Here is a 13,087-nt window from a genome sequence, read left to right as displayed (position 1 = left end):
TTCTCAGTGAAAATTGCGGGAAATGACCTTTATCCGCTCGACCTCATCGTCATCATGGTTGGAGGGCGGCGGACGTCTCCTGATAGCGCGATGATCTTCCGGCGGCATGCCGTGGTGGAATTCGTCGCCACGCCCGTGCGGCAGGGGAAAAGCGTGGTTGCGTTCACCCACACTCGCCAGCGCCTGCGACAGATCGGTCAGCCGGTGGGCGACCAGATGCACCACCTCGCCTTCCCGCTGGATCTTGCCGTAAATGCCGACCATGCCGGCCGACAGCACCACGCGCCGGTATTTTTCGAAGGTTTTCACCCACAGTACCGCATTGGCAATGCCCGTCTCATCCTCCAGCGTCATGAAGATCACGCCCTTTGCCGAACCGGGACGCTGGCGCACCAGCACCAGACCGGCCGTTTCCAGCCATGTGCCATCCCGCACACGCACCGCCTCCGCACAGGTGACGATGCGGCGGCGGGAAAGATCGCGGCGCAGGAAGGTCATGGGGTGTTCGCGCAGGGTCAGCCCCACATGGCCATAATCCTGCACCACCTCGCCACCGTCAGTCATGGGCCGAAGCGCAACGGAAGGCTCCTGAAGCTCTTCGATAACGGCATTTTCCCTGCTGGCGGCAGCGGCAAAAAGCGGCAGCGGCTCATCCCGCAAGGCCTTGATGGCCCAGAGCGCTTCGCGTCTGGCAAGACGAAGCGACGGCAGGAAGGCATCGGCTTCGGCAAGGCAGACGAGGGCAGCAGCCGGAACCCCCGCCCTTCGCCACAGATCATCGACGGAGGAGAAAGGCCGATCCTGCCGGGCGGCGACGATTTTTGCAGCATGGTCATTGGAAAGCCCCTTTACCATGCGCAGACCAAGCCGCACGGCAAAGCGCTCCTCACCCTTGCCATTCTTCTTGCCCGTAGGCTCCAGCGTACAATCAAAGCGGCTGTTATTAACGCAGACCGGGCGCACTTCCACGCCATGGTCGCGCGCATCCCGTACAATCTGCGCCGGTGCGTAAAACCCCATGGGCTGCGAATTGAGAAGCGCCGTACAGAAAATATCGGGGTGATGGCATTTCAGCCATGAGGAGGCATAGGCAATCAGTGCGAAGGAGGCCGCATGGCTTTCAGGGAAACCATAACTGCCGAACCCTTCCAGCTGCTTGAAGATGCGTTCGGCGAATTCTTTGTCATAACCGCGCTCTACCATGCCCGTAACCAGTTTTTCCCTGAATTTGGAAATGGTGCCGACATTCTTGAAAGTCGCCATAGCCCGGCGCAGCTGGTCAGCCTCATCTGCAGTTAAACCGGCGCAATCCATGGCGATCCGCATCGCCTGCTCCTGAAACAGCGGAACACCCATCGTCTTTCCCAAGACGCTTTCAAGTTCCTTTTTCGGAAAAAGGACCGGCTCCTTTCCCTGCCGGCGGCGTAGATAGGGATGGACCATATCCCCCTGAATGGGGCCGGGGCGAACGATGGCGACCTGAATGACGAGGTCGTAAAACTCCTTCGGTCTCAGGCGCGGCAGCATCGACATCTGCGCCCGGCTTTCAATCTGGAACGTACCGAGCGTATCGGCTTTCTGGATCATGGCATAGGTAGGCCCGTCATCCGGCGGCATGGCGGCGAGATCGTATTTCTCTCCGGTGCGTGCCTCCAACATGTCGAAGCCGCGCTTCATGCAGGAGAGCATGCCAAGCGCCAGGCAATCCATCTTCATGAACTTCACGACATCGATATCGTCCTTGTCCCATTCGATGATCTGGCGATCATTCATGGCAGCGGGTTCGATAGGCACCAGCTCGTCCAGCCGATCATGGGTAAGAACAAAGCCACCCGGATGCTGGCTGTGATGGCGCGGTGTGCCGACAAGCTGGTTGGCCAGTTCGAAGGCAAGCTTCAGGCGGCGATCCTCCATATTGAGGTTCAGTTCCTTCACCTGCTTTTCACCCACACCCTCGCTCCAGCGCCATACCTGGGAAGACAGAAGTTTGGTCAGGTCTTCCGGCAGGCCCAGAACCTTGCCGACATCGCGCAGCGCCCCACGCCCGCGATAACGGGTAACGACAGAGCAAAGTGCAGCCTTGTCACGGCCGTAGGTGTCATAGACCCACTGAATGACCTCTTCACGCCGCTGGTGTTCGAAATCCACGTCGATATCCGGCGGTTCTCCCCGGTTCTCGGAAACGAACCGTTCGAAGACGAGATTGCTGAAAAGAGCGGGATCGATGGCGGTGATGCCAAGCACAAAACAGATAACCGAATTGGCCGCCGAACCACGCCCCTGACATAGAATATCTTTTGAACGCGCATAACGGACAATGGCATTCACGGTCAGGAAATAGGAGGCATATTGCAGCCTCCCGACAACCGCCAGCTCATGATGCAGCGCCTTCTCCACCTTCTCCGGCAAACCATTCGGATAACGCCCCGGCACCGCCTCCCAGACCATCTTCTCCAGCGCCTGCTGCGCCGTTAGCCCCGGCAGGCTACGCTCCTCGGGATATTGATAAACCAGCTCCTTCAGCGAAAATTTGCAGCGTTTTGCAATTTCGAGGCTGCGGGAGAGCGCTTCGGGGTAACGGGCAAACAGCCGGTGCATCTCTTCCGGCGGTTTCATATAGCGGTCGGCATGGCGTTCGCGGCGGAAGCCCGCCTCGTCGATGGTGCAATTGTGCCTTATGCAGGTGACAACATCCTGCAGCATGCGCCGTTCGGGCACATGAAACAGCACGTCATTGGTAACAACAGTCGGCACGCCTGCGGCTTGCGCTATCTCTGACAGCTCGAAAAGACGCATCTGGTCGTTGGGTCGTCTTCGAAGACTGAGCGCCATATAGGCCCGGTCGGCAAAAGTTGCCTTCAACCGACGCAGGCGAAGCGCGCAGAGATCATCCGCGAGGTTAGCGAGCAACACGACGATCAGGCCTTCGGCATAGGCTACGAGATCGTCCCAGGTGAGCCTGCACTTGCCCTTGCCGCCCCTTTTCTTGCCCACGGATAGCAGCCGGCAAAGCCGCCCATAAGCCGGGCGATCCATGGGATAAACAAGCACGGAAAGATCGTCATCCAGATCAAGCCGGCAGCCGATGACGAGGCGGATGCCATGATTATTGGCGGCCTCAAAGGCGCGGGGAATACCCGCAAGGCTGTTGCGGTCGGCAATGCCCAGCGCCTCTATGCCGAGGTTTTTGGCCTGTTCGAAAAGCTCATCGCAGGAGCTTGCCCCGCGCAGGAAGGAAAAATGCGTGGTCACCTGAAGTTCGGCATAACCGGGCGCGCTCATGCGAAGACCCCGTGGATGAACCAGCCCTGTGAGCCCGTTTCGGCATGTTCGCCATCACCGGAGCGGAAAATCCAGAAGCGTTCTCCGCCTTCATTTTCCACCGTGAAATAATCGCGCACGGCGGCCTTTTCCCGGTCGCGTTTCCACCATTCACCGAACACCCGTTCCGGCCCGTCGGCGCGCCGCACATTATGGCGCTCGCCCTTCCAGAGGAAATAACGCGGCGGGTGGTCCGGCAGCAGCGCCAGCGTCTCGATGGGTTCCGGCCTTGCAAAAAGCCGGACCGGGCGCGGCCAGTGGCCGGGCCAGCCGAGCGTATCCTCAGGCGCAAGCGCCGCAACGCGTGCAAGAGAACGTTCCGGCACGTCGCTTGCCACCGCCGCATAACGATAGACCCGGTGGCCGCGATTGAGGATGACATCGACCGTATCGGCGATTTCCGCCCGCCCCTCCTCAAGCAGCGAGGAACGGGCTTGCGCGGCGACAAGCGGCTCGGCATGGGTGGCGGTCAGCACCATCATCTCAATGCCGAAGCCGGGATCGATGCTGTCGATACGGTCGGTCAAAAGCCGAACAAGCTGTTTGACATCGCGCACCGGTCTGGAAGTGCCGGCCCGTATGGCCTGCAGGCCGCTATCCACCCGGTGCAGCACCAGATCGACCCGGCGCGCGCCGAGGCCGCGCTTCTCCAGCGCGGCACAAAGGTCGACAACCAACTTCTGTGTATAACGGGCAATCGTCTCCGCCGCCGCGATCGGCTCGGGAAAGGCGCGCCGCACCTCCACCAGTTCAGCCACGCGCACCGGTTCGATGGGTTCGCCGATCTCGCCGAGCGCCTGGGAAAGACGGCGAACGAGCTCGGGGCCGAAACGCAGGGTCAGCGGCGCGCGCGGGGCTTCGGCAAGCTCGCCGATACTGCGGAAACCGAGCACCTTCAGCCCGGACACAATGCGCTCCTCCAGCCTGAGGGCAGCAAGCGGCAAGCCGCTGATCGCCACACGCTGCCCGCCCGGCGGCACGATGCTGATCGCTTCACGGCCAAAACGCGCCAGCGCATGGGCCGCCCCCCAGCTATCGGCAATGGCGGCGCGGGCAGCGAATCCGGCAGCATGCAGACGGTTGACCATGCCGCTCAGCATCAGCGTCTCATTGCCGTGCAGATGGTCCGCGCCTGATGTGTCCAGCACCAGCCCATCCGGTGAATCAGCGGCGACGATGGGGGCATAGATGCGCAGGAAATGAAAGGCCAGCTGCTGCAGGGCACGGGCATCACCAGCCGCATCCAGCTCTTCAACGAGAAGACCCGGCACCAGCGCCTGCGCCTTGCTGACCGGCGTGCCGGGGCGGATGCCCGCCGCCTTTGCCGCCTTGTCGAGCGCCAGCACCAGCCGGCGGCTGCCCTGGCGGCCGATCATGACCAGCGGCTTTTCAACCGGCAGCACGTTCTTGCCCGAAAGACGCCGGAAACGATCCGTCGGCCATGTCGGCAGGTAGAGCGAGACGACCCTTTGCATCACAGGCTTCCACTTCAAATTCAGCGCTTTCGCCGCCGCGACATCGCAAAAGCTCCAGCAACCAGCGCGGCCTGCCCACTCCCGGCACCGGCAGGGGGGATGAAGGCCGCACGGAAATGCGCCAGCGGGTCACCGCCGCTGTCGGCTCACCGAACAGCGCCGCATCGGCTTGACGCCGGAAGCGGCGGATGGCGATGCCGGTAACCCCAGAGATTTCCGCCGCCAGCTGCAGCCGCCGCGAGGCGGTCATCGGCAACTTTGACAATTCACCCATCACCGCGCCGAAACCGTTGCAGCGCAGTCCCTCCTCGAAACAGTCGAGCACGCCTTTTTCATCGCGGCATTCAACGATGATGAGCCGGTTCTGTGACAGGCCGGCCTGCGTCAGGCCCGGCATGAACAGGTCCCGACGGGTGACACACCATAAAACCTTGCCGGAAAGCCTTGCCGCCACACCGGCTGCAAACAGCGCTGCTGCCGCGCCATCGGCAGCGCCATTGCCGCCGCCGCTCAGCTCATGCAGGCAACCGAGCTTCAACCCGCCTCCCGGCAGGTGATGGTCAATGGCATCCACGCCGAAAGGCAAGGTCTCGTGCAGCCGCTCAGGGCCGTTACCGATCCTTTCCAGCCTTTCACGCAGCTCTTCGACAACGAGCAACTGGTCCGCGCGCTTTTGCATGGCATGACAGGTTTCAATTCCAGATTTTCACTTCTATTGTTCCTGTTTTGTTCCTATTTCAACCAAGAGTCAAGCAACAGGCTGCCGCTCTTCAACAGTTTGCACGGGAAGAGGGGATTCTGGCCTTGCAGCGCTTCGTTCCGCCGTTAAAACGGAAATGTCTGCTCTCCCTGTGAAAACCGCAGGCGCCGGACACCATGGTTTGGAGGAACCGCCGATGATCGCCAGCATTCTGATTGCCGTGGTTGCGGCCATCCATATCTACATCGTCATCCTGGAAATGCTGCTGTGGGAAAAACCGGCCGGCCGCAAGGCCTTCGGTCTCTCGGCGGATTTTGCCCGGCAGACGAAAGTGCTCGCCGCCAATCAGGGGCTTTATAACGGGTTTCTGGCAGCCGGGCTCATCTATGGGCTCACAGAGGGCGATGAAGGGCTGAGCTTCAAGGTGTTTTTCCTGCTGTGTGTCCTGGTGGCCGGTATTTTCGGCGCCGTTACCGCCAATATGAAGATCCTGTTCATTCAGGCACTGCCAGCCTTGTTTGCGCTCGGATTTCTCTGGATCGGAGCATGAACCCGATGACCGCATGGAACGACACCCGCGCCAAAGATGCCCTCAACCGGATATTCATGGCGGCAGTCGCAAGTGCTGATCCGGCGAAGGTGTTGCAACAGCATCTCCCATCCCCACCCAAGGGTCGCTGCGTGGTCGTCGGTGCCGGCAAGGCCTCAGCCGCCATGGCCGCAGCGCTGGAAGAGGCATGGCCGCATGTCGATCTTTCCGGTGTGGTGGTGACGCGTTATGGCCATGCGGTTCCAACCTCCCGTATCGAGATCATCGAGGCCTCGCATCCCGTACCTGATGACAAAAGTGCGGAAGCGGCCAAACGCATTCTCGCCGCCGTTGAGGAACTGACTGCCGACGATATGGTCATCGCGCTGATTTCCGGCGGCGGTTCGGCGCTGATGGTGGCGCCGGCCGAAGGCATGACGCTTGCCGACAAGATGGCTGTCAATCGTTCCCTTCTAGCCAGCGGTGCGACGATCTCCGAAATGAACGCGGTGCGCAAACATCTCTCCCGCATCAAGGGCGGACGGCTGGCGCTGGCCGCCAGACCGGCCAAGGTTGTTTCGCTGCTGATTTCCGACGTGCCGGGTGACGATCCCTCCGAGATCGCCTCCGGCCCGACGGTTGCCGATCCGAGTGATATCGCGACCGTGCGCGAAATCGTCGCCCGATATGCGCTCGATCTTCCCGAAACCGTGCGCAAAGTGCTGGAAAAGGGTGAGGAAACCCCGAAGTCTGGTGATATCGAAGAGGATGTCAGGATGATCGCGGCGCCCTCGCTTGCGCTGCAGGCCGCAGCGGATGAGGCCGTGAAGCTCGGCCTTACGCCGCTTATCCTCGGGGATTCCCTTGAAGGCGAATCCAGGGATGTCGGTGCCGTCATGGCCGGCATCGCGTCCTCCGCCAGCCGCAAGGGCCTGCCGGTCAAAGGTCCGGCCGTGCTGCTTTCCGGCGGCGAAACCACGGTCACGATTGGCAAGGGACCGGCCGGCAAGGGCGGCCGCAACACGGAGTTCCTGCTGAGCCTCGCGCTGACGCTGAAAGGCGCAGCCGGCATCTGGGCGATTGCAGGCGATAGCGACGGCATAGACGGCGTGGAAGATGCGGCAGGTGCCGTGGTAACGCCGGATACGCTGGCGCGCATGCGCGCTGCAGGTGTCGATCCGCGCCAGTCGCTGGTGAGCCATGATAGCTATACCGCTTTCAAGGCGGCGGGCGATCTTGTCGTCACCGGTCCGACCCTGACGAATGTGAATGATATCAGGGCGATTTTGATATGGTGAAGGTGTAAGCGTTCGAGCCGGCTCTCCCGTCCGGCCGTGCGTATCCTCAGGCAGAGGCCGTTTTTGACTATGCCGCCGGAGAGGTATAAATTGGCGGCATATCCTTGGGAGCCTCAGCCATGCGTCTTGGAGTGCTCGTACCCGGCCTGATAGTGGCCCTTAGCCCCGCCTTGGCGGATGCCCATAATTGCAAATGCCGAAATCGCGGCACCATGTTCGAACTCGGCCAGACATCCTGCCTGAAGGTCGATGGTGCTTCTTATCTCGCGCGCTGCGAGATGAAGCTCAATGTTTCGTCCTGGACCAAGATCGAGGATGGCTGCCCGGTGACAGAGCGGACACAGCAGCAGTCGACACGCGTTAATTGATGTGTCGAGGCAGATCAGGCTCTGGAGCACGGAGGCGTATCGCAAAGGAAAGAAGCGAGCGGAGGCCGCTTCTCCCCCGAGGGGGAGAAGAAACCAGGCCGCAACGTTGTTTTACAGCTTCACCCAGCCGCCATTCTTCTTGCCTGACTCGATGCAGGCCGTGACGAAGGCCACACCTTTGACGCCGTCATCCACCGTCGGATAGATGACCGCCTTATCCAGCGCCGAACCGGTGCGGCGCGCCTCAATGGCATGCGCAGCCTCGGTATAGATGGTAGCGAAGGCTTCCAGATATCCTTCCGGATGGCCGGAGGGTATGCGGGTAACGCGAGCGGCTGCGGCCCCTGCCCCGGCCCCGCCGCGGGTGATCAACTGCTTCGGTTCGCCGAGCTTCGTAAACCACAGATAATTCGGATCGGCCTGCGTCCATTCGAGACCGGCCTTGTCGCCATAAACGCGGATCTTCAGCCCATTTTCATGGCCGACTGCCACCTGGCTGCACCAGAGCATGCCCCTGGCGGGTTGCTTGCCGCCCTTGGGCTTGAAGCGCATCATCACATGAGCATTGTCATCGAGCCGACGGCCTTCGACGAAGGTATGCACATCCGCCGCCAGCTCATCCGCTTCGAGACCGGAAATGAAGCAGCCGAGATTATAGGCATGGGTGCCGATGTCACCGGTGGAACCGCCAACGCCAGATTGGGCCGGATCGGTACGCCAGACTGCCTGTTTCGCGCCGGTCTGTTCCACCGCCTCCGTCAGCCAGTCCTGCGGATATTCCATTTGCACCAGACGGATATTGCCGAGTGCACCGGCCTCCACCAGCTCGCGCGCATGCCGCACCATTGGATAACCGGTGTAGTTATGCGTCAGGATGAACAGCGCATCGGCCTTATCGGCCACGTCCTTCAGCTTTTTCGCGTCTTCGAGATTGGAAGTCAGCGGCTTGTCGCAGATGACATGGATGCCGCGCTCCAGGAAGGCCTTTGCAGCGGGATAGTGCACATGGTTGGGGGTGACGATCGCCACCGCCTCGATACCATCCTCGCGCAGCGCTTCTTTTTCGGCCATTTCTTCAAACGAGCCGTAGCAACGCTCAGAGTCGAGCCCCAGCTCACGCCCGGAAGCTAGGGATTTTTCCGGTGTCGAGGACAGGGCCCCCGCCACGAGATCGAAGCGATTGTCGAGCCGCGCTGCCATGCGATGAACGCCGCCGATGAATGCGCCCGAACCGCCGCCGACCATGCCGAGGCGAATCCGCTTGTTCGCCACGTCGGTTGTCTTTCCTTCAATAGCCATAATATTTCCCCTGAAATGCTTTCAAAGCCCAAGCATACGGCGGTTGGCCGCATCGTCGGTGCCACCAGATGCGAAATCGTCAAAGGCCTTTTCCGTGACGCGGATGATATGATGCTTGACGAACTCGGCACCTTCGCGCGCGCCATCTTCAGGGTGTTTCAACGCGCATTCCCACTCGACCACGGCCCAGCCGTCGAAATCATTGGCCGCCATTTTCGAGAAGATCGCACCGAAATCAACCTGCCCGTCGCCCAGCGAGCGGAAACGACCAGCGCGGTTCACCCAGCCCTGATACCCGCCATAGACGCCCTGCCGTCCGGTCGGATTGAACTCCGCATCCTTGACGTGGAACATCTTGATGCGATCCTTGTAGATGTCGATATTGTCAAGATAATCAAGGCATTGCAGCACGTAATGCGAGGGGTCGTAGAGCATGTTGGCGCGGGGATGGTTCTTCACCCGCTCCAGGAACATCTCGAAGGTGACGCCGTCATGCAGATCCTCGCCCGGATGGATCTCGTAGCAGACATCGACGCCCTGTTCATCGGCATAATCAAGGATCGGCGTCCAGCGTTTTGCAAGCTCGTCAAAGGCGGTTTCCACCAGACCGGCCGGGCGTTGCGGCCACGGGTAGACGAACGGCCAGGCAAGCGCGCCGGAAAAGGTCGCATGCGCCTTGATGCCGAGATTCCTCGAGGCTTTCAACGCAAGCTTCACCTGCTCTACCGCCCACTCCTGGCGCGCTTTGGGGTTGCCGCGCACTTCCGGTGCGGCAAAACCATCAAAGGCCTCATCATAAGCGGGGTGAACCGCAACGAGCTGGCCCTGCAGGTGGGTGGAAAGCTCCGTTACTTCCACGCCGTTCTGGCGCGCTACACCGGCGAACTCATCGCAATAATCCTTCGATTCAGCCGCTTTTTTGAGATCGATCAGCTGGCCTGCCCAGCTTGGCACCTGCACGCCGGCATAACCTTTTTCCGCCGCCCATTTGGTGATGGCATCCCAGCTGTTGAAGGGGGCAACATCACCGGCAAACTGACCGAGAAAAAGACCCGGGCCCTTGATCGTTCTCATTAAAATCTCCTCCTGCATCGATACAGTTACGCGGTAACCCGCTTTTTTCTCCAGCGCCAAGCTAACCGCTCGTAGTTTTCAAACAAGCCCCAAAAGCGGCGGGACAAAAGAATTTTCGCACTCCACTAAAAATGCACATGGCGCTTAAAGCGCCAGGCCGCTCGCCCTGTCGAAGACGTGCACACGCTCATGATGCACGGTGGTGGCGAAGGGCGTATTGACCTTCACCGGCTGCTCGCCATCCACCACCGCCGTCACCTGATCACCCGCCAGTTCAAAGACCACATGCGTCTGCGCGCCGGTTGGTTCCACCAGTACCGTTCGTCCGGAAAGCGAAATATCACCACCGATGGATGAGCCGATATGTTCCGGTCTCAAGCCAATCGTCACCGGCTGGCCGCGTTTGACTTTTCTGGAGGCGGCAATGCGGATCGCGGTTCCATCCTTCAGCCTGGCAGCGGGCTGGTCGTCCTCGCCGTCGACCACGCCTTCGATGAGGTTCATGGCGGGCGAGCCGATAAAGGCGGCGACGAAGAGATTGGCGGGTGTCTTGTAAAGCTCGAGCGGTGTGCCCTGCTGCTCGATGCGGCCGTGATTGAGTACCACCACCCGGTCCGCCAGCGTCATGGCTTCGATCTGGTCATGGGTGACGTAAATCGAGGTCGTACCGACTTTCTGATGTAAGGCTTTGATTTCGCTGCGCATCTGTACGCGGAGCTTGGCATCCAGGTTGGATAGCGGCTCATCGAACAGAAAGACTGCGGGATTGCGCACCACCGCGCGGCCCATGGCGACACGCTGGCGCTGGCCGCCGGAAAGCTGCGAGGGCTTGCGATCCAGAAGCTTGCCGAGATCGAGCATGCGGGCGGCTTCCGCCACGCGCTCCTCGATGACGTTTTTCGGCTGGCCGGCGAGCTTCAGGTTGAAGCCCATGTTTTCGGCCACCGTCATATGCGGATAAAGCGCATAGGACTGGAACACCATGGCGATGTTGCGTTCTCGCGGGGTCATGGAATTGACTACCTTGTCGCCGATGAGAATATCCCCATCGGTGATTTCCTCCAGCCCGGCGATCATGCGCAGCAGTGTGGACTTGCCGCAGCCCGAAGGCCCGACCAGCGCAATGAATTCGCCGTCGGCTATATCAAGCGAGATGCCGTGAATGACATCGAGTGCGGCATAGGACTTGCGGATATCCCTAAGTTCGACGGAAGCCATATTTTGCTCCTTTCAAGTCACGATTTGACGGCACCGGCCGTCAGGCCCGCGATGATGTGTTTCTGGGCGAGGAAGAAGACGATGACAGTCGGCAGGATCGTCAGCGTGATGAAGGCGAGCACGAGTTGCCATTCGGTGCCGAATTCGCCGCGATAGACCATGATGCCGAGCGGCCAGGGATATTTCGATTCCGAATTCAGCATGATCAGCGGCAGGATGTAGCTGTTCCAGCTGCCGACAAACGAAACGATGCCTACGGTCGCCACGATCGGCCGCGAAAGCGGCACGGAAATATGCCAGAAGAACCGTAGATAACCGCAGCCGTCCACGAAGGCAGCCTGAAACAGTTCGTCCGGCAGATTACGGAAGTAATTGCGGAACAGAAGGATGCTCATGCCCAGCCCGAAGGCCACCTGCGGCAGAACCACGCCCCAATAGGTATCGAGCAGGCCGAGATCGCGAATACGGATGAACAGCGGCAGAATGGCGGTGGCCGCCGGGAACATCAGCCCCAGCAGGAAATAATTGAGCAGGAAGGACGAGCCGAAAAACTTCACATGCGCGAAGGTGAAAGCCGCCATGGCCGAGACGGTCAGCGTCAGGAACACCGTCAACAGCGCGATAACAAGCGAATTGAAGATTTGCAGCCAGTAGCGTTTGCCGAAGAGAATATCGCCGTAATTGGCCCATTGCCATTCGGCCGGAATGCCGAAGGGGTTGACGCGCAGGTCCCCCAGCGTCTTGAAGCCGCCAAGCGCCGTTGTCAGAAGCGGGATGAGCACGATGGCTGCAATCAGGCTCAGTGAAATATAAAGATAAAGCTTGGTTTGCAGCGGCATACGGACGGAGGTGGAGGTGTCAGTCATGGCGCATGAAAATCCTTTTGTAACCGAAGGCGAGCGTCACGCAGATGACGAAAAGAACGACGCCGACCGCGCTGCCAAGCCCCACCTGCATACGCATGACGCCGTAGGTGTAAAGGAAGGTGACCATGGTCTGCGTGGAGTTGGACGGGCCACCGCCGGTGAGCGGCATGATCATGTCGAACAGCTGCAGCGAGCCGATGACCGCAAAGAACACGGAAAGGCGCACCGTGGAGCCAAGCATCGGCAGCGTGACGTAACGGAATTTCTGCCAGCCCGACGCACCGTCGATTTCAGCCGCCTCCAGCACGTTCTTGTCGACGGACTGGAGCCCGGCGATGAACAGCATCATGTGGAAACCGAAATATTTCCAGACGATGACGCCGAGCACGGCATAGATCGCCACATCCTTGTCGGCCAGCACGTAAGGATTGGCGAAGCCGAAGAAATTGGAGATGGCGGCGAACAGACCGTAATCGCCATCATAAACGAAACGCCAGATCAGACCCGCTGCAACGTCAGCCAAAACATAGGGCAGAAAGAACACCAGCCGGAAGGCGACGACGCCGGGAATGCGGTGCGCCAGCATCATGGCAAGCCAGATCGCCAGCGGAATCTGGATCAGGATCGAGATGAGGATGATCAGTCCGTTATTCATCAAGGCCTGCGAGAAGGCGGCATTGCCGAACAGGACCTGGAAATTCTTCAAGCCCACAAAATCGGTCGGTGTGCCGTAACCGTTCCAGCGATAAAGGCTATACCACGCCGCCTCGCCCATGGGCAGGATGACGAACAGGGTAAAGAGCAGAAGTGCCGGCGGCAGAAACACCAGCAGGGTCAACGCCCGGTCATGTGCGACCGAGCTTTGCTTGCGCTTTGCCGCGCGCCGCGCCGGTCTGGACGCAGAAGTCATGGAAATATCCGTCATCTCTATCCGCTTTC

At 60.2% G+C, this 13,087-nt stretch carries 11 protein-coding genes; 3 read left to right on the top strand and 8 right to left on the bottom strand.

What is annotated here, in order from left to right:
• Positions 1-3: 3 nt before the first annotated feature.
• From GSF67_RS22255 to GSF67_RS22245, 3 genes are read right to left on the bottom strand one after another with little or no spacing between them, the layout of a single operon-like run.
• Complete coding sequence (locus GSF67_RS22255; RefSeq protein WP_006314804.1) at positions 4-3,282, bottom strand: error-prone DNA polymerase; 3,279 nt, start codon at positions 3,280-3,282, stop codon at positions 4-6.
• Positions 3,279-4,796 (bottom strand): DNA polymerase Y family protein, encoded by a 1,518-nt coding sequence (locus GSF67_RS22250; RefSeq protein ID WP_035216163.1) that lies wholly within the window; start codon positions 4,794-4,796, stop codon positions 3,279-3,281. The genes GSF67_RS22255 and GSF67_RS22250 overlap by 4 nt, the downstream gene beginning before the upstream one ends.
• The gene (locus GSF67_RS22245) at positions 4,711-5,475 is read right to left on the bottom strand and encodes an ImuA family protein (protein WP_006314806.1); all 765 of its coding nucleotides are present in this window, start codon (positions 5,473-5,475) and stop codon (positions 4,711-4,713) included. The genes GSF67_RS22250 and GSF67_RS22245 overlap by 86 nt, the downstream gene beginning before the upstream one ends.
• Positions 5,476-5,692: 217 nt before the next feature.
• On the opposite strand from GSF67_RS22245, the gene GSF67_RS22240 reads away from it, so the two are divergent.
• The 3 genes from GSF67_RS22240 to GSF67_RS22230 all read left to right on the top strand — a co-directional run bounded on the left by GSF67_RS22240 (position 5,693) and on the right by GSF67_RS22230 (position 7,691).
• Positions 5,693-6,046: a DUF1304 domain-containing protein gene (locus GSF67_RS22240; RefSeq protein WP_006314807.1), complete on the top strand. Its 354-nt coding sequence runs from the start codon at positions 5,693-5,695 to the stop codon at positions 6,044-6,046.
• Between the two features lie 5 nt (positions 6,047-6,051).
• On the top strand, positions 6,052-7,323 hold the full coding sequence (locus GSF67_RS22235) for a glycerate kinase (RefSeq protein ID WP_006314808.1): 1,272 nt from the start codon (positions 6,052-6,054) through the stop codon (positions 7,321-7,323).
• Positions 7,324-7,442: 119 nt separating this feature from the next.
• Positions 7,443-7,691: a hypothetical protein gene (locus tag GSF67_RS22230; RefSeq protein ID WP_035216164.1), complete on the top strand. Its 249-nt coding sequence runs from the start codon at positions 7,443-7,445 to the stop codon at positions 7,689-7,691.
• A 111-nt stretch (positions 7,692-7,802) separates the two neighbouring features.
• Here the strand turns inward: GSF67_RS22230 and GSF67_RS22225 are convergent, their stop codons facing one another.
• The 5 genes from GSF67_RS22225 to GSF67_RS22205 all read right to left on the bottom strand — a co-directional run bounded on the left by GSF67_RS22225 (position 7,803) and on the right by GSF67_RS22205 (position 13,073).
• On the bottom strand, positions 7,803-8,990 hold the full coding sequence (locus GSF67_RS22225; protein ID WP_006314810.1) for a Gfo/Idh/MocA family protein: 1,188 nt from the start codon (positions 8,988-8,990) through the stop codon (positions 7,803-7,805).
• 21 nt (positions 8,991-9,011) lie between these two features.
• On the bottom strand, positions 9,012-10,064 hold the full coding sequence (locus GSF67_RS22220) for a sugar phosphate isomerase/epimerase (RefSeq protein ID WP_006314811.1): 1,053 nt from the start codon (positions 10,062-10,064) through the stop codon (positions 9,012-9,014).
• Between the two features lie 144 nt (positions 10,065-10,208).
• On the bottom strand, positions 10,209-11,282 hold the full coding sequence (locus GSF67_RS22215) for an ABC transporter ATP-binding protein (RefSeq protein WP_006314812.1): 1,074 nt from the start codon (positions 11,280-11,282) through the stop codon (positions 10,209-10,211).
• Between the two features lie 17 nt (positions 11,283-11,299).
• A complete protein-coding gene (locus GSF67_RS22210) occupies positions 11,300-12,148 on the bottom strand; it encodes a carbohydrate ABC transporter permease (RefSeq protein WP_004438848.1) in 849 nt (282 codons plus the stop codon).
• Positions 12,141-13,073, bottom strand: coding sequence for a carbohydrate ABC transporter permease (locus tag GSF67_RS22205; RefSeq protein ID WP_006314813.1), 933 nt, complete (start codon positions 13,071-13,073; stop codon positions 12,141-12,143). Before GSF67_RS22205 ends, GSF67_RS22210 begins: the two co-directional genes overlap by 8 nt.
• Positions 13,074-13,087 lie beyond the last annotated feature (14 nt).

It is taken from the genome of Agrobacterium sp. CGMCC 11546 (assembly GCF_013365515.1).
In the GTDB taxonomy this organism is placed as follows: domain Bacteria; phylum Pseudomonadota; class Alphaproteobacteria; order Rhizobiales; family Rhizobiaceae; genus Agrobacterium; species Agrobacterium fabrum.
This window is presented reverse-complemented; position numbering and strand designations above follow the sequence as displayed.